Source organism: Enorma phocaeensis, from assembly GCF_016901575.1.
GTDB lineage: Bacteria > Actinomycetota > Coriobacteriia > Coriobacteriales > Coriobacteriaceae > Limicola > Limicola phocaeensis_A.
Genome location: NZ_JACJKQ010000004.1, coordinates 1 through 15,583, shown reverse-complemented (window position 1 = coordinate 15,583; position 15,583 = coordinate 1). Strand labels below are relative to the sequence as shown.

Genomic DNA, 15,583 nt, shown 5'->3' with positions numbered 1-15,583 from the left:
GCACCACCTGTACCATACAAACGCCTGCATCCCGCACGTCGGGATGCAGCAGCAAGGAGAGCTTCGTGAAGCGCAGCCGCTCAACCATAGTTTTGCTGCTCGTGTTTATCGCGGGGCTCTGTTTGCTGCTGTATCCGGGCATCAGCGACTGGTGGAACTCGTTCAACCAGTCGCGCGCCGTGGCCAGCTATGTCGACCAGGTGACGAACCTCACCAACGAAGACTACGAGCGCATGCTCGCCGACGCCCGCTCGTATAACGAGGACCTGCAGGGCTTCTCGAACCGCTATCATCCTACCGACGCAGAGCACGAGCGCTACCTCGACACCCTCAACGTCACCGACGACGGCATCATGTGCTACGTCGAGATCCCCAGCATCCGCGTGTCGCTTCCGGTCTACCACGGCGTCGACGACACGGTGCTCCAGGTTGCCATCGGGCACATCGAGGGCTCTTCGCTGCCGGTGGGCGGCGCGAGCACGCACTGCGTGATCTCGGGGCACCGAGGGCTCCCCTCGGCCGAGCTGTTCAGCAACATCGACCAGCTCATAGAGGGCGACCACTTCATGCTGCAGACGCTCGGCGAGACGCTCACCTACGAGGTGGACCAGATTCGCATCGTAGAGCCCGACGAGCTGGACGACCTTGAAGTCGAAGAGGGACGCGACCTCTGCACGCTCGTCACCTGCACCCCTTATGGCGTGAACACCCACCGGCTGCTGGTGCGCGGGCACCGCGTGGCAAACGACCCCGATGCCATACGCGTCGACCCCGATGCCCGCCAGATCGACCCGGTGTACGTCGCCCCCTTCGTGGCGGCGCCGATCATCGTAGTGCTGCTGGTGGCGCTGCTGATGGGCGATCGCCGACGCAAGAAGCGCCGTGGGACGGACTCGCCTGGCGGAGATGCGCCCGTGGGCCCGCCCCCGACGGATTCGCCGGACGGCCCGCTCGACGGCGCCGGGGAAGGCGCCTCGGCAGAAGACGCGCCTGCGCCGCCGGGGGAGGGTGCGCCGCAGCAGGATGCGCCTGCGCCGACGGAAGGGGACGCGCGGGATGCCGATGTTATGTCACCGAGCGCCGACGATGCTGCCGGGCAGTCGCCTGAGGCTGCTGCGGGCGGCGCGCCCGAGGAGCTCGCCCAGGATGGCGCTGCTGCGGAGGCTTTGTCCAAGGCGGCATCCGTTGCCGAGGCGCAGGAAAGCGTAGCGCCTCGGCTTCAAGCCATGGAGGCGGCCGAGCAGGAAGGGGCCGCTCCCGTCCCGGCAGGCCCGGCGTCTGCTGGCCAGGTGCCTACAACCCCGGAACCTGCATCCCCGGCGCCCGCGGACAGCCCAGAAGGCGCTCCCGAGGAATACGACGCGCTCGTCGAGCGGCTGCGCACCATGCTCGACCTTCCCGAAGAGTCCGATCCCACCGCGGCGGAGCGCCTGCGCCAGACGTCGAGCGAGGCTGCGGCCACCATGGCCGGGGCCTTCGACCGGCTGACGCAGTGGGAAGGATTCGATGCGCGCGACGGGCGCGGCGAGGATCTGGACGAGGTGCCCATCATCCCGCGCGGTCCCGAGCTCGTCTCGTGGGAAGAGACCATCGCGTCTGCCCCGGTTGCATCCGAGTCCCACATGCCGCCGTATCCAAGCGGTGCCGCCCCCACGTCGGCGCGCCCCATGCCGGCGCCCGACCCGCGGCCCGACCGTCCGGCGTATCCAAGCGGGTACGGACCCACAGACGCCCGGTGGGGCACCATGCCTGCGCCGGGGGTACCCGCGAGCCCCGGCGCCGTCCAGACGGGCCCTGTCGGCGTCGCCCCGACGACGCGTCCCGACGCCTCGGCGTCACCATATCCTGCAGCCCCTGCGTCCCCTCAACCCGAAGGAGTGAGACGATGACCATCAAACGCGCCCTCCACACCCGCATTCTTGCTGCGGCATCGCTTGTCGTGCTGCTCGCTTTGGCGCTGGCCCCCGTCCGCGCCCGAGCCGCCGATGCCATCGACCCCACGCAGACGGGTTCGCTTACGGTGGTCTGCGAGCACGAGGGGGTCAAGCTGCGCAACGTCCGCGTGAACATCTGGCGCGTGGCAGAGTTGTCCGCGACGGGCCACGCAACCCTCGTGGACCCCTTCGACGCCTATTCGGTGAGCCTCGATCAGGATGACACGGTAGGCTGGAGCGGCGCCGCCTATACGCTTGCCGGCTATGCCGCGCGCGACGAGATCTCCCCGACGGCATCCCAGAGTTCGAACAGCGAGGGCGTCGCCACCTTCAGCGGGCTCAAGCCGGGCATGTATCTCGTCGTCATGGGGGCGTCTGCACACCATCAGGGCGGGCTGTGCTACACCTTCGAGCCGACGCTCGTGACCGTTCCCCAGCTGGTCGACGACGCATGGGACTACGACGCCACGGTGGAGCTCAAGTTCTCCGAGCATGAGATCCCCTCCGACGTCATCGACGTGACCGTGATCAAGCAGTGGGCCGATGACGACGCGCCCAATCGTCCCACCTACGTCGACGTGCAGCTGCTCGGCGACGGCAAGGTGGTGGACGAGCAGCGCCTGAGCGCGGATAACGGCTGGACGCACACATGGACCGACCTTGACCCCACCGTATGGTGGACCGTTGTGGAGCGGGAGGTGCCCGCAGGCTATGACGTGATCGTGGGGCAGGGCGGCAACAACACGTTTGTGATCACCAACTCGACCGAGAAGCCGCCGCTCACCCCCGACACTCCCGACACCCCCGACACGCCTGACAACCCGAACAAGCCCGATACCCCGACGACCCCGGACACCCCCGGTGGCCCGAAGACCCCCAGCACCGACGAGAGGCTGCCGCAGACAGGTACGACCTGGTATCTGGTGCCGCCGCTTGCGCTGGTGGGAATGGTCGTCTTCGGCGTGGGCTTCTACCTTAGGAGCCGCTCCAAATGATGAGGCGCAGCGAAGGCGCGCATACAGAAGGCGCGACGGCTTCGGCTGCGCGTCCCGGCGCAGCCCGGGGCCAGGACGCACAGGGGCATGACGCAAAGGCCCCGTCCCTGCGCCCCGCGTCGCGGCGTGCGGTGCAGGACCGTCCGCCGAGGCGGTCGCGCACGCGCATCGTGGCGGTATCGCTTATGGTCGCAGGGGCGCTCTTGGTGCTATCTGCAGCAGTGCTTGCCGGGGTCAACGTGGTGCTCGATGCCCGGGCGGGATCTGCCGCGGCGTCGGTGCTCGAGGAGTTTCCCGTGCAGGCGAAGGCAATCGACTCGTCTTCGCTGGACCCGGAGGCAAGCATGCCCGCGGTCAAGATCCAAGACAACGACTACATCGGTGTCGTCGCCGTGCCGGCTCTGGATCTGGAGCTGCCTGTCATGTCCAACTGGAGCTACGCCCGCCTCGACATAGCGCCCTGCCGCTACAGCGGCTCTGCCTACGCAGACGACCTGGTGATCGCCGGGCATAGCTATCGCTCGCATTTCTCTCCGCTCTGGCAGCTGTCCGGCGGCGAAGAGGTCATCTTTACCGACACGGTGGGCAACGTGTTCACCTACGAGGTGACAAGCGTCGAAACCGTCCAGCCAACCGATATCGAGCTCATGGTGGGCGACCCCGACGACGCGGACAAGGGCTGGGACCTCACGCTGTTTACATGCACCTACGATAGCCGGGCGCGCGTGGCGGTTCGCTGCTCGAAGACCGAGTAGCGCCACGCCGGCGACAGGTCGAAGCGGGAAATGCATAGATTGACGCCACAATTGCATAGAATGAAGACGTCCGCGGGCGGCTGCGATGACTTTTTCGCCGCCTGTTCGTAAATCTGTGCAAAAAGTCGATTTGTCGGTCGTCATTTCGCCAAGACAAGGGGATTGCATACGATCAAACAGGGTGTTAGTAAACTAAATCCTGCGGAAACGTTTATGCAGAAGCTGCTCCAGGGTGTGGACTTGACCGACAAATCGACTTTTTGCACAGATTTGACCCTCTAGTTGAAAAAACCTATTCCGGCGTTCCCCTCGCCAGCGAAGGGCATGCACCGCGCACCAGAATTAATGCATGCTGCCACAGCAGGCCCACATCGTACGAACCGGAAGACGCCTGCAGGGTGGGCGGCGCGTCCGCGTTGGCGGATGATAAGGTGGCTGCAGGGACGTGAAGCTGGTCGGAAGCCGCGGTCATGGCGGGCGCGACGTGGCTGCCGAAAGGGGGCATGAGGGCAATGCTGTACTTGCTTACGGGCGAAATCCAGACGGGCAAGACCCGATGGCTCGAGTCTCTGACGGCGCGCCTCGAGGCGAGGGCCTGGTCTCGGCGATGAGGCTGCTTGGCGAGGGTCCGAGCCTGTGCTGGCCCCACGCGCTCGCCGTCGTGCGCCGCGACTTGCTGGGCGCCGCCCACCGGCATTTTGACGATGCCTGGCGCGGCGAGGTGCGCGAGCTCGTGCCGGGGGACGCGGCGATGCGCGAGCTTTGCCGCCTGTATGAGGCCTGACGCCGCGCCGGCGCCCAAGCCCGGCGAGGAGCGATGCCAGATGGCAGGCGTGCGGTGACGCAGGGGCTGGCAAACAACGGAGGGCCGATCCGCAACGATGATGGGGGAGCCCGTTTCGACTCGGCATATCGAGCAAAACATGCAAGTCTTTACGTTTCTGAGCAAAAAACGTAAAGACTTGCATGTTTCTCTCCCGTGAGCGTGCAAGCGACCCCAAGGGACGTGGGCGAATGCGGGACCTTGGCTGCCGGGGTGCAGGGCGCCTCGCACCGGCGAGGTCCGAGCGAGGGATGCCCCACCCTGTCACCGCGCCGCAAAGAAAGACGGTCCCACCGGTGAAGGCCGGGTGGGACCGTCCGTGCAGGTTTCGCTTCGAGGCCGCGGGAGCCGCCCTCCGCCTGAAGGCCCGTCCGGAGCCCCAAGCACCGGCGCTCGCCTTCCCGAAGGGGCCGGGCGCGCAATCCGTGGGCCCCTGCCGTCATGGCGGGCGCTCGCCTTCGCAGAGGGGCGGGATATGCCCGCTGCTATTCGTTCGCCTCTGCTCCCTCGCTCCAGGCCTCGACGTCTTCGATGCGAATCACGCTGGCAACGCGCTCGACCACATCAAGCGATTCGAGCTCCGTGCGGGCCGCGGCGACGTCGCGCTCGCTCGCCTTGTGGGTCAAAAACACCACCGAGCAGCGCCCCTCGTCGGCGTCGGCGAGCTGGCTGATCTGCGAAATCGAGATCTGGTGGCGGGCAAACACGTCGACCACCGGCGCGAGCGCTCCCACGCGGTCCTCGACGGCGAGGCGGATGTAGTACTTCGTCGAGAGGCCCTCGATCGACTTCAGCGGGAGCACCCGGCCAAACGGCTTGATCTCTGCCTGGACATGGTCGTTGTGCGAGATGGCGTCGGCCAGCGCCAGGATATCGCCCACGACGGCGCTCGCGGTGGGGAAGGATCCCGCGCCTGCGCCGTAGAACATGGTCTCGCCCACGGCGTCACCCACCACATACACGGCGTTCATGGCGCCGTTGACCCCGGCGAGCATGTGGTCGGCGGGAAGCATGGTGGGGTGAACGCGCACGTCGACGCCCTCGGCGGTGTTGCGGGCGATGCCCAGAAGCTTGACCACATAGCCCATGCTGCGCGCCTCGGCGATGTCCGCGGCGGAGACGTCGCGGATGCCCTCCATGAAGACGTCGTCGGTCGTCACGCGGGTGTGGAACGCGATCGACGAGAGGATGGCGACCTTGCTTGCGGCGTCGAAGCCGTCGACGTCGGCCGTGGGGTCTGCCTCCGCATAGCCCAGACGCTGGGCGTCGGCGAGCACCTCGGCGAAGTCGAGGCCCTCGGCGTCCATGCGGGAGAGGATGTAGTTGGTGGTGCCGTTCAGGATGCCCGCGACGGTGAGCACCTCGTTGCCCACGAGGGCATGCTCGAGCGCGTTCACGATGGGGATGCCGCCTCCGGCGGACGCCTCGCAGCGAATCTGGACGCCGTGCTCGGCGGCGATGCCGGCAAGGCGCTCGACGTGACGTCCCAGCAGCGCCTTGTTGGCGGACACCACGTGCTTGCCCGAGCCGAGGGCGCCCTCGAAGATCTCGGTCGCGGGATGCTCTCCGCCGATAAGCTCGACCACGATGTCGATGTCGGGGTCGGAGACGATGTCTTGCCAGTTCTGGGTGAAGGCGTCGCCCTCAAAGCCCAGCTCGCGGGCGCGCTCCTCCTCAAGGGCGCAGGCGCGCTTGATGCGCACGTCGATGCCGTATGCGGAGCGATACTCGTCGCGATGGCGCGCCATGACCTTCGCCACGCCGCCGCCGACGGTGCCCAGGCCGATGAGTCCTACGTTCACGGTGCGGTCTGTTTCTGCCATGCTGCCTCCTTGAAGTCGGGCGCGTCGCCGCGCGCTGCCGCGGGCGATCCCCGGGCCGTGTCTGCTAAGTATCCCATAGGTATACCTGTTGGGCGGTGGGTTCGAGGCGCGCGCTCTGCCGCTTGACGTCGTGAAACACAGATGTAACACGCTCCTCGGGAGTTTGAGGCCCATGAATGCGCAGGTACAGCTGTCGTTCGCTGCGGCGGCGCCGTCCTTTACCCCGTGGCGCACCCGTTTAGTCCGGGGGTGCCTTACGTTTTGTCAAAAAAACGAGTACTCTAGCAAAACCACCATAAGCAGGGCATTTGGGGGATTCGCCATGGGGTTCGTCCCAGGCGTCCGCACTGGGGTGGGGGTATCATCCACAGCCACCCGCGCGCCGGGTGTGTTCGAGAGGAGAGTCGCATGTCGAGCATCAACTTCAATCCAGCAGTGAGCCGCAGGGGCCTTATCATGGGTCTCGCAGGCGTGGGCGCGGCGGGCGTACTCGCCGGCTGCAACTCCAGCGATGCCGGCTCGGGCAGCACCGGTGGCTCCGACGCCAGCGGCGCGACCTTTAAGATCGGCGGCATCGGACCCATCACCGGCGCCGCGGCCATCTATGGCAATGCCTGCCAGCACGGCGCCCAGATCGCTATCGACGAGATCAACGCCGAGGGCGGCGACATCCAGTTCGAGCTCAACTTCCAGGACGACGAGAACGACGCCGAGCGCTCCGTGAACGCCTACAACAACCTCAAGGACTGGGGCATGCAGATCCTCATGGGCACCACCACCTCCACCCCGTGCGTGGCCGTGTCCTCCGAGACCAACGCGGACAACCTCTTCCAGATCACCCCGTCCGGCTCGTCGACCGACGTCATCGGCGGCCAGCCCGACGTGGACGGCAACGTTGCCGAGCCGCGCAAGGAGAACGTCTTCCAGATGTGCTTCACCGACCCCAACCAGGGTGCGGCGTCCGCTCAGTACATCTCCGAGCAGCAGCTGGGCACCAAGATCGCCATCATCTATAACAACTCCGACACCTATTCGACCGGCATCTATCAGAGCTTCAAGGACCAGGCCTCCGAGTACGGCCTCGAGATCGTCTCCGAGACCACCTTCACCGAGGACTCCCAGACCGACTTCTCCGTGCAGCTGAACGACGCCAAGAACGCCGGCGCCGACCTGGTCTTCCTGCCGATCTACTACACCCCCATCTCGCTCATCCTCACCCAGGCCAACCAGATGGGCTATGCGCCCAAGTGGTTCGGCGTCGACGGCATGGACGGCCTGCTGACCGTCGAGGGCTTCGACACCTCGCTGGCCGAGGGCTGCATGCTGCTGACCCCGTTCGTCGCCACCGCCGAGGACGAGGCCACCCAGGCCTTCGTCTCCAAGTACGAGGAGGACTACGGCGAGACCCCCAACCAGTTCGCCGCCGACTCCTACGACTGCATCTATGCGCTTCGCCAGGCCATCGAGCAGGCCGAGGTCACCGCAGACATGGACTACTCCGACATCTGCGACGCCCTGGTCGAGGTCTTCACCTCGAGCGAGTTCTCCTACACCGGCCTGACCACCGGCGGCGAGGCCGCTACCTGGTCCGAGACCGGCGAGATCTCCAAGCAGCCCATGGGCATGGTCATCCAGGACGGCGTGTACATGCCGCTCGATGCCTAAGGGATCCAGCCATCTGACGCACTTGTTGTGAGTGGAGGCCACCTGGGCAGGGTGGTCTCCGCTTTCCTATTGAAAGGAGGGGACATGGAGGTACTTGCCAACCTCATCAACGGCATGAGTCTGGGCAGCGTCTACGCGATCATCGCGCTTGGCTACACCATGGTGTACGGCATCGCCAAGATGCTCAACTTCGCCCATGGCGACGTCATCATGGTGGGCGCCTACATCTGCTTCTGCGCCGTAAGCTATCTGGGGATTCCCGTCATCGCCGCCGTGCTCTTGTCCATCGTGGGCTGCACCGTGCTCGGCATCGTGGTGGAGCGCCTGGCCTATAAGCCCCTGCGCGAGGCCCCATCGCTCAACGTGCTCATCACCGCCATCGGCGTGAGCTACTTCCTGCAGAACGCGGCGCTCATCATCATGGGCTCCGACCCCAAGTCGTTCTCGTCGATCATCAGCCTCCCGGCGCTGCAGCTCTTCGACGGCCGCCTCACCATCAGCGCGACCGCCGTGCTCACCATCGCCGCCTGCATGATCATCATGGTGGCGCTCACGCTGTTCACCGGCAAGACGAAGATGGGCAAGGCCATGCGTGCCTGCTCCGAGGACCGCGACGCCGCCCAGCTCATGGGCATCAACGTGAACTCGACCATCTCCATGGTGTTCGCCATCGGCTCGGGCCTGGCCGCCATCGCCGGCGTGCTCATGTGCGCCGCCTATCCCACCCTTATGCCCACCACCGGCTCCATGCCCGGCATCAAGGCCTTCACGGCTGCGGTGCTCGGCGGCATCGGCTCCATTCCCGGCGCCGCGCTCGGCGGCGTGCTGCTGGGCATCATCGAGATCTTCGCGCGCGCCTACATCGGCACGCAGCTCGCCGACGCGGTGGTCTTCGCGGTGCTCATCGTGATGCTCCTCATCCGTCCGGCGGGCCTGTTGGGCAAAAACGTGAGCGAGAAGGTGTAGGTGATTGTCATGAGCTTTAAAAACATCAAGCCGCAGACGCGCTCGACCATTCTCACCTACGCGATCGTCATCGTGGCCTTCATCGCCGTGACGGTGCTCGACGCCGCCGGCTTCATCTCGAATTCGCTGTCCGGCCAGCTGGTGCCCATCTGCGCCTACGTTTGCCTTGCCGTGTCGCTCAACCTGGTCGTCGGCGTCTCGGGCGAGCTGTCGCTCGGACATGCCGGCTTCATGAGCGTCGGCGCCTTCACGGGCGTCATCGTCGCCGGCTGCCTCACCCGCTTGGGGCTTGAGTCCGAGCTCCTGCTCTTCGTGGCCTCCGCCATCGTGGGCGCGCTCGCTGCGGGCGTCATCGGCTTTCTGGTGGGCATCCCCGTCATGCGCCTTCGTGGCGACTACCTTGCTATCGTGACCCTGGCCTTTGGCGAGATCATCAAGAACCTGCTCAACAACTTCTATATCGGCGTCGACGACGCGGGCCTGCACTTCTCCATGCAAGACACCGCCTCGCTCGGCATGCAGCAGGGCACCATTCTCATCAACGGCCCCAAGGGCGCGGTGGGCATCGACAAGGTCTCGACGTTTGTGATCGGCATCGTGCTGGTGCTCATCACCGTCGCCATCGTCCTGAACCTCATGCACAGCCGCGACGGCCGCGCCATCATGGCCGTGCGCGACAACCGCATCGCCGCCGAGAGCGTGGGCATCAATGTCACGAAGTACCGTCTCATCGCGTTCACCGTGGCATCTGCGCTTGCGGGCGCGGCGGGCGTGCTCTACGCCATGAACTACTCGACGATCACCCCGTCGCAGTTTGACTTCAACCAGTCGATCCTCATCCTCGTGTACGTGGTCCTGGGCGGCATGGGCAACATCTGGGGCTCCATCATCTCGGCCGCGTTCCTTACGGTCCTGCCCGAGCTGCTGCGTCCCATCAACGACTACCGCATGCTCATCTATGCCGTGGTGCTCATTCTCGTGATGGTCGTGCCGCACCTTAAGATCTACCAGCGTGCGGCCGATGCGCTGCGCAGCCGCTTCAGCAAGGCGACTCCTGCCGTAGCCGCGGAAGGCGGTGAGGCCGATGAGTAAGTTCTCCGAATTCGCCGAGGCTCGTCGCAAGAACACCAAGATGGTGCCCGTGCCGAGCGTTTCGATCATGCCCGAGCGCGACCTGGGGTCTTCTCCTGCGCTCGAGTGCCTGCATCTGGGCATCGACTTCGGCGGCCTCAAGGCGGTCGACGACTTCAACATCACGGTGGGCAAGACCGAGATCTGCGGCCTCATCGGCCCGAACGGCGCCGGCAAGACCACCGTCTTCAACCTGCTCACGAAGGTGTACGCCCCCACGCGCGGCACCATCATGGTCGACGGCCACGACACCGCAGGCATGAATCCTGCGCGCGTGAACCAGCTGGGCGTGGCGCGCACCTTCCAGAACATCCGCCTGTTCAACTCGATGACGGTCGAGGAGAACGTGGCGGTGGGCCTGCACAACCAGCGCCACTGCGGCATGGCTACGAGCATCCTGCGCCTGCCGCACCACTGGAAGAGCGAGCGCTACTACCACGAGCGCGCCCTCGAGCTGCTCGACATCTTCGACATGACGGGGCTCGCCAGCAACGAGGCGGGGTCGCTGCCCTACGGTGCCCAGCGCCGCCTCGAGATCGTGCGCGCGCTTGCCACCAACCCGAAGCTGCTGCTGCTTGACGAGCCCGCGGCGGGCATGAACCCGTCCGAGACCGCCGAGCTGATGGAGAACATCGTGAAGATCCGCGACCAGTTCCATATCGCGATCATGCTCATCGAGCACGATATGAACCTGGTCATGAACATCTGCGAGGGCATCTGCGTGCTCAACTTCGGCAAGATCATCGCGAAGGGCACCCCTGAAGAGATCCAGCGAAACGACGCCGTCATCGAGGCATACCTGGGCAAGCAGAAGAAGGAGGTCGAGGCGTAAATGCTTTCCGTATACAACATCAACGTGTGGTACGGGGCGATCCATGCCATCAAGAACATCTCCTTCGACGTCGAGGACGGCGAGATCGTGGCGCTCATCGGCGCAAACGGCGCCGGCAAGTCCACCACGCTGAAGACGCTTTCGGGCCTGCTTCGGTCGCGCTCCGGCTCCATCAAGTTCATGGACGAAGACATCATGCACATGCCCGCGGAGCGCATCGTGGCGCACGGACTGGTGCACGTTCCCGAGGGACGCCGCGTCTTTGCGCAGATGACCGTCGAGGAGAACCTCGACATGGGCGCGTACACCCAGCCGAAGGAGACCATCGCCGAGAACCTGGAGCGCGTCTACACGCATTTCCCGCGCCTGAAGGAGCGGCGCCGCCAGGTTGCCGGCACCCTTTCTGGCGGCGAGCAGCAGATGCTCGCCATGGGTCGCGGCCTTATGGCAAACCCCAAGCTGCTCATGCTCGACGAGCCTTCGATGGGCCTGGCCCCCATCATGGTCGAGCAGATCTTCGAGATCATCGAGCTGCTGCACGAGGCGGGGACGACGATCCTTCTGGTCGAGCAGAACGCCCAGGCGGCGCTCTCCATCGCCACCCGCGGCTACGTCATGGAGACCGGTATGGTCACGCTGACCGGCACCGGTCAAGAGCTGCTGCACAACGACGACGTGCGCAAGGCCTATCTGGGCGGCTAGCGCCGGCAGGGCAGCGCCAACGTATCGAGCCATAGACGCCCCGGTCAGGTCGATCCTGCCCGGGGCGTCCTGTTTTGTCGGGGTGCCGGTACCGCTCGTCCCGCTGCCGACGCTTCATCTGGCTCGGCGCCGGCGAGCGGCGGCGTGCCCGCCGGTGGCGCTGTTATGCGCCCTGGTGGCGGGGCTGTGGCGTGTCCCGCCGGTGGCGCCGCGGCACACTCCGCCGGCGGGCTGCCCGGCCCAATGATGGCGCCGCGGCACACTCCGCCGGCGGGATGGCGGCGCTGACCGCAGCGTCTCGCTGTTTGTCCGCGTCGAATTTTCTTCTCGCCGAAGATAAACATGCAATTCTTTACGTTTCTGACGAGAAAACGTAAAGAATTGCATGCTAAGAGGTATATACACGGTGTCGCTCTCGGCAGATTGAGCCGAGCAATTGACCTGGGCCATTGACCTCAGAGGTGAGGCATGTGGCGCGATGCGGGACAACACGGGCGTCGCGCAAGGAGGAGGGGTCGCTATGAGTGCATCCGCTTCGGCAGAGCTTGACCGCCTGTTCAAGGCTTCTGAGCGTAAGCGCTCCTGTCTCGTCGCGTCGGACGCCCGCCTGCGCAACCTGCTGAGGCGTCGCGTCGACGCCGGCGAGGTGGTATCGCCAGCAAAGACGCTGTATGCGCGCAGCTCATATTGGGTGAGGCTGAGGCGCCACGAGCAGGCCGTTCATGTAATCCGCGCCCTTCAGGAAAAGCATCCTGACTGGACGTTTTGCCGTGAGTCGGCAGCGCTGGCGTGGGGGCTTCCCGTCTCGTATGCAGCCCTAGATGTGGTCCATGTGGCAACAAGGCATTACGGAAGGTCATCCCGAGACGGGCTCATTCGATTCCATGCCGAGGGAGATTTCGAACCCAAAACGGTCCAAGGCATTCGGGTGACCTCACTGGAGCTCACGGTTATGGACTGCCTGAGGGCGGCCTCCTTTACCGACGGCTTGGCCATTGCGGATCGCGCGCTTGCGGTGGGAAAGACAAGTGTCCGCAAGCTATCGGGTGCAATCAGGGCTTTGGGCGTGCACCATCGGGGAGCGCGCCGGGCGATAGGGATACTCGCCTATGCCGATGCGCGCAGCGAGAGCTGGGCGGAGTCGGCTGTTCGAGCCCTCGCGATCTCGCAAGGCTTCGCGCTTCCGAGGCTTCAGGTGGAATATCCCGATCCCCAGGACCGCTCGAGCGTTTTTCGCGTCGACATGGTGTTCGCGACATCGAAAGGTGACGATGTCCTGTGTGAGGTCGACGGTTTTGAGAAGTACGAGGACGAGCTTATGCTCGCCGGGCGTTCGCCGGTACGCGCTTTGGCGGACGAACAACATCGCGAGGCGCGGCTCACGCTGTACGGAAAGCCGATCATGCGGTTCTCGTACTACGACATCGACGACACGACGCGCTTTGTGGAGCGAATGCTTGCCTATGACATTGCTCGCAGGCCCGAGGTGGCCAGACAGGTTCGCGAGCTCGCGAAGACATCGCCGGGAAGTGCGTTGTCATTTACGGTGATGCCCATCGACCCGGACCTTGTCAAGCGCGTGGCTGAGGAGCAGGGGCAGCGCCTTGCCGACGATTCCTAGCCGGGATAAACATGCAAATCTTTACGTTTCCTGCCATCGCCGGAAGATAACATGCAACTTTTTACGTTTTTGGCGAGAAAACGTAAAAAGTTGCATGTCGAGAGAGGTAAGCGTGCCAGCAGGGAACGGGCGGCTCGGCCGGATGATGCCGAAAGGGACGGCAGGCACGCTGGGTGCAGCTTGCGAAGCCGGATGATGCCGAGCGTGGCGAGCCGCCCTTTTGCGGGCGGGTTGCACAGCTGGACGATGTTGAGAGGGGCGGACATGTCCGCCGGGGCGAATTGTTCGACAGCATCATGAGCGGCGAGGCATTCGTGTGGGTATAGTCTCTGATATCGAGCCGACCGGCCGTCGGGCGATGTCCGGCGTTCGTCGTTTGAGGGGAGCCTGACATGTCGCAAACCACGGACCTGCTTCGCGAATTCTGTGCAGAGAACTTTACGCTGGTGCCGAGGGCCATCGAGGCGGGCGCGCGTCGCATCGAGCTGTGCGACAACCTTGCGGTGGGCGGGACTTCGCCGTCGATGGGCGTTATGGAGATCACCGTGCTGTATGCTCACGAGCATGGCGCCGACGTCATGGCGATGGTTCGCCCCCGTGGCGGCGACTTCGTCTACACCGAGGAAGAGCTCGGCATCATGGAAGCCGACATATTCGCGGCATGCGAGGCGGGCGCCGACGGCATCGTGCTCGGCTGTCTTGAGCGCGCGGAGGACGGCTCCTTCACGCTTGACGCGGACGCGTTGACGCGGCTCGTCGCGGTCGCCGAAAGCGCGGCGGACGCCTTTGACATGGAGCTCGAGATGACCTTCCACATGGCATTCGACGAGCTCTCGCCAAGCGAGCAGCTCCTGGCAATCGATACGTTGTCCGACCTTGGCTTCTCGCGCATCCTCACGCACGGTGGCCCGGCAGGCACGCCCATCGAGGATAACCTTGGCAGGCTGCGCGAGCTCATGGATGCCGCTGGCGATCGGCTGATCATATTGCCCGGCGCGGGAATCACCCACGCCAACGCCGAGGCGGTTGCAGGAGCGCTCGGCGCCCATGAGGTGCACGGCACGAAGATCGTCGAGCTGTAGCGCGCCGCGCCGACTACGTTTGAACTGACGAGCCCGGCACCGTGCGGTGTCGGGCTCTTGCTTGGCTCGTGTGAACCGCCTTCTTGGGAGGCTGGCTTTCCTAGGCTTTGGGCCCCTGTACAAACCACAGCAGGCGACAGGAGCCCTTTTCGAGCGCAGAGGGGCGCATGTCATCGGGAATCTCGAGAGCGGCGGCACCTCCGGGCTTGAACGACACCGCGACGTCGGCAAGAAAGGCAGTCGCCTCGTTCATAAAGGGAATGTGCCCCACGGCGACGATGCAGCGGGCCGTGCTCTTAGTTACTTGGGCGATAAAGCCCGCGTGGTCTTGCTGCCAGAGGGCCTCGCATGATCGCACCTCGTCTACCCCGATGGCGCGGGCGGCGGCACGGGCCGTCTGCTGGGCGCGCACCGCAGGGCTCGCCCAGACCTCTGCGCCGGCGCGTTCGGCGTCAGAGAGCAGCGAGAAGGTCCGGGGGAAGCCGTCGGGACGGGCAAGGGCCGCTGCCCCCTCGGGCGTGAGCTCGCGCTCAAAGTCCGCCTTGCCGAGCCCTGTAGGCTCCGGCTTGCCGTGGCGGACGAGTATCAGCGTCTTGGACATGGAACCCTCCTTTGGAGACGACGTGCGATGCCGCCGGGCGTCGCCGGGCGGCGGTCCCTCCCATAGTAGTCGCACAATAGCCGGTGAAACGGGTTTTTCGACCGTTTGGACCGTAAAGATTCGCACCCGGGGCGCATGACGGCGCCGAACGGGAGAAATGCGGCTATTGTTGAAGCTGAATCACCCTGTCGCGTCATCTTGGAGCATGCATGTCGATACCTCGCCGAGCATCGGATCTCTCGCGCGCCCGCACGCCGTGGCGCGGGGATGCCGCTGCCGCGGGGGTGCACCAGCGTCCCACGTATCGCCCGGCCCCTCGCTCGTCGTGGCGGGCGTCATGGGAGGCGTCGAGGAAGATGGCGAAGGGGGCGTGGCGCGCCTCACGGCAGACGGCGGCCCCGGCGGCGTCGGGCGTCGACCCGTCGCGCGCGAAAGAGATCAGGCTCGCCCGTGCGCGTCGCGACGCCCAGCTTCAGGAACACGGAGCGACGGTCCGCCCTCATGAGGCGGGGCGGGGCACGTCTGACGCCGCGCGGCGCGGGCGGGCTTCGATGGGCGTCGCTTCGTCGTATCGGTCCTTTGCTGGCGAGACGGCGGGGCGCGGGGTCGCCGCGGGGGCCGAACGCCACGGGGCCTGTCTCTTATACACATCT

Annotated in this window: 13 protein-coding genes; 11 read left to right on the top strand and 2 right to left on the bottom strand. The window is 65.3% G+C overall.

The genetic code is table 11. The features are described 5' to 3' along the window. The first annotated feature begins 65 nt into the window (after window positions 1–65). The 4 genes from H6A15_RS04205 (at window position 66) to H6A15_RS04190 (ending at window position 4,468) form a co-directional block, all read left to right on the top strand. Window positions 66–1,889, top strand: coding sequence for a class C sortase (locus H6A15_RS04205; protein WP_204672464.1), 1,824 nt, complete (start codon window positions 66–68; stop codon window positions 1,887–1,889). Beyond that, entirely contained in the window at window positions 1,886–2,929 is a 1,044-nt protein-coding gene (locus H6A15_RS04200; protein WP_204672462.1) for a Cna B-type domain-containing protein, read from the top strand. The genes H6A15_RS04205 and H6A15_RS04200 overlap by 4 nt, the downstream gene beginning before the upstream one ends. 170 nt (window positions 2,930–3,099) lie before the next feature. Beyond that, a complete protein-coding gene (locus H6A15_RS10395) occupies window positions 3,100–3,684 on the top strand; it encodes a sortase (protein WP_204672459.1) in 585 nt (194 codons plus the stop codon). A gap of 556 nt (window positions 3,685–4,240) precedes the next feature. Continuing rightward, entirely contained in the window at window positions 4,241–4,468 is a 228-nt protein-coding gene (locus H6A15_RS04190) for a hypothetical protein (protein ID WP_204672458.1), read from the top strand. Between the two features lie 524 nt (window positions 4,469–4,992). Here H6A15_RS04190 and H6A15_RS04185 read toward each other — a convergent pair. Next, window positions 4,993–6,330, bottom strand: a complete 1,338-nt coding sequence (locus H6A15_RS04185) for a homoserine dehydrogenase (protein WP_204672457.1) — start codon at window positions 6,328–6,330, stop codon at window positions 4,993–4,995. A 408-nt stretch (window positions 6,331–6,738) separates the two neighbouring features. Between H6A15_RS04185 and H6A15_RS04180 the strand changes: the two genes are divergently transcribed. From H6A15_RS04180 to H6A15_RS04150, 7 genes are all read left to right on the top strand, one after another. Next, entirely contained in the window at window positions 6,739–7,995 is a 1,257-nt protein-coding gene (locus H6A15_RS04180) for an ABC transporter substrate-binding protein (RefSeq protein WP_204672455.1), read from the top strand. A gap of 84 nt (window positions 7,996–8,079) precedes the next feature. After that, a complete protein-coding gene (locus tag H6A15_RS04175; RefSeq protein ID WP_204672453.1) occupies window positions 8,080–8,961 on the top strand; it encodes a branched-chain amino acid ABC transporter permease in 882 nt (293 codons plus the stop codon). Between the two features lie 9 nt (window positions 8,962–8,970). Next, on the top strand, window positions 8,971–10,053 hold the full coding sequence (locus H6A15_RS04170) for a branched-chain amino acid ABC transporter permease (protein WP_204672451.1): 1,083 nt from the start codon (window positions 8,971–8,973) through the stop codon (window positions 10,051–10,053). Beyond that, on the top strand, window positions 10,046–10,924 hold the full coding sequence (locus H6A15_RS04165) for an ABC transporter ATP-binding protein (protein WP_204672450.1): 879 nt from the start codon (window positions 10,046–10,048) through the stop codon (window positions 10,922–10,924). Before H6A15_RS04170 ends, H6A15_RS04165 begins: the two co-directional genes overlap by 8 nt. Then, window positions 10,925–11,626, top strand: a complete 702-nt coding sequence (locus H6A15_RS04160; RefSeq protein ID WP_204672449.1) for an ABC transporter ATP-binding protein — start codon at window positions 10,925–10,927, stop codon at window positions 11,624–11,626. A gap of 520 nt (window positions 11,627–12,146) precedes the next feature. Continuing rightward, window positions 12,147–13,247 (top strand): hypothetical protein, encoded by a 1,101-nt coding sequence (locus H6A15_RS04155; RefSeq protein WP_204672448.1) that lies wholly within the window; start codon window positions 12,147–12,149, stop codon window positions 13,245–13,247. A 392-nt stretch (window positions 13,248–13,639) separates the two neighbouring features. Continuing rightward, the gene (locus tag H6A15_RS04150; RefSeq protein ID WP_342635811.1) at window positions 13,640–14,329 is read left to right on the top strand and encodes a copper homeostasis protein CutC; all 690 of its coding nucleotides are present in this window, start codon (window positions 13,640–13,642) and stop codon (window positions 14,327–14,329) included. 100 nt (window positions 14,330–14,429) lie between these two features. Here the strand turns inward: H6A15_RS04150 and H6A15_RS04145 are convergent, their stop codons facing one another. Continuing rightward, a complete protein-coding gene (locus tag H6A15_RS04145) occupies window positions 14,430–14,930 on the bottom strand; it encodes a SixA phosphatase family protein (protein WP_204672447.1) in 501 nt (166 codons plus the stop codon). Window positions 14,931–15,583 lie beyond the last annotated feature (653 nt).

What these genes read in the sequence shown, in the direction of transcription:
- H6A15_RS04200 (WP_204672462.1), top strand. Translation starts at nt 1,886, where the DNA reads ATGACCATCAAACGCGCCCTCCACACCCGCATTCTTGCTGCGGCATCG.
- H6A15_RS04190 (WP_204672458.1), top strand. Translation starts at nt 4,241, where the DNA reads ATGGCTCGAGTCTCTGACGGCGCGCCTCGAGGCGAGGGCCTGGTCTCG.
- H6A15_RS04185 (WP_204672457.1), bottom strand. Translation starts at nt 6,330, where the DNA reads ATGGCAGAAACAGACCGCACCGTGAACGTAGGACTCATCGGCCTGGGC.
- H6A15_RS04180 (WP_204672455.1), top strand. Translation starts at nt 6,739, where the DNA reads ATGTCGAGCATCAACTTCAATCCAGCAGTGAGCCGCAGGGGCCTTATC.
- H6A15_RS04175 (WP_204672453.1), top strand. Translation starts at nt 8,080, where the DNA reads ATGGAGGTACTTGCCAACCTCATCAACGGCATGAGTCTGGGCAGCGTC.
- H6A15_RS04170 (WP_204672451.1), top strand. Translation starts at nt 8,971, where the DNA reads ATGAGCTTTAAAAACATCAAGCCGCAGACGCGCTCGACCATTCTCACC.
- H6A15_RS04165 (WP_204672450.1), top strand. Translation starts at nt 10,046, where the DNA reads ATGAGTAAGTTCTCCGAATTCGCCGAGGCTCGTCGCAAGAACACCAAG.
- H6A15_RS04160 (WP_204672449.1), top strand. Translation starts at nt 10,925, where the DNA reads ATGCTTTCCGTATACAACATCAACGTGTGGTACGGGGCGATCCATGCC.
- H6A15_RS04155 (WP_204672448.1), top strand. Translation starts at nt 12,147, where the DNA reads ATGAGTGCATCCGCTTCGGCAGAGCTTGACCGCCTGTTCAAGGCTTCT.
- H6A15_RS04150 (WP_342635811.1), top strand. Translation starts at nt 13,640, where the DNA reads ATGTCGCAAACCACGGACCTGCTTCGCGAATTCTGTGCAGAGAACTTT.
- H6A15_RS04145 (WP_204672447.1), bottom strand. Translation starts at nt 14,930, where the DNA reads ATGTCCAAGACGCTGATACTCGTCCGCCACGGCAAGCCGGAGCCTACA.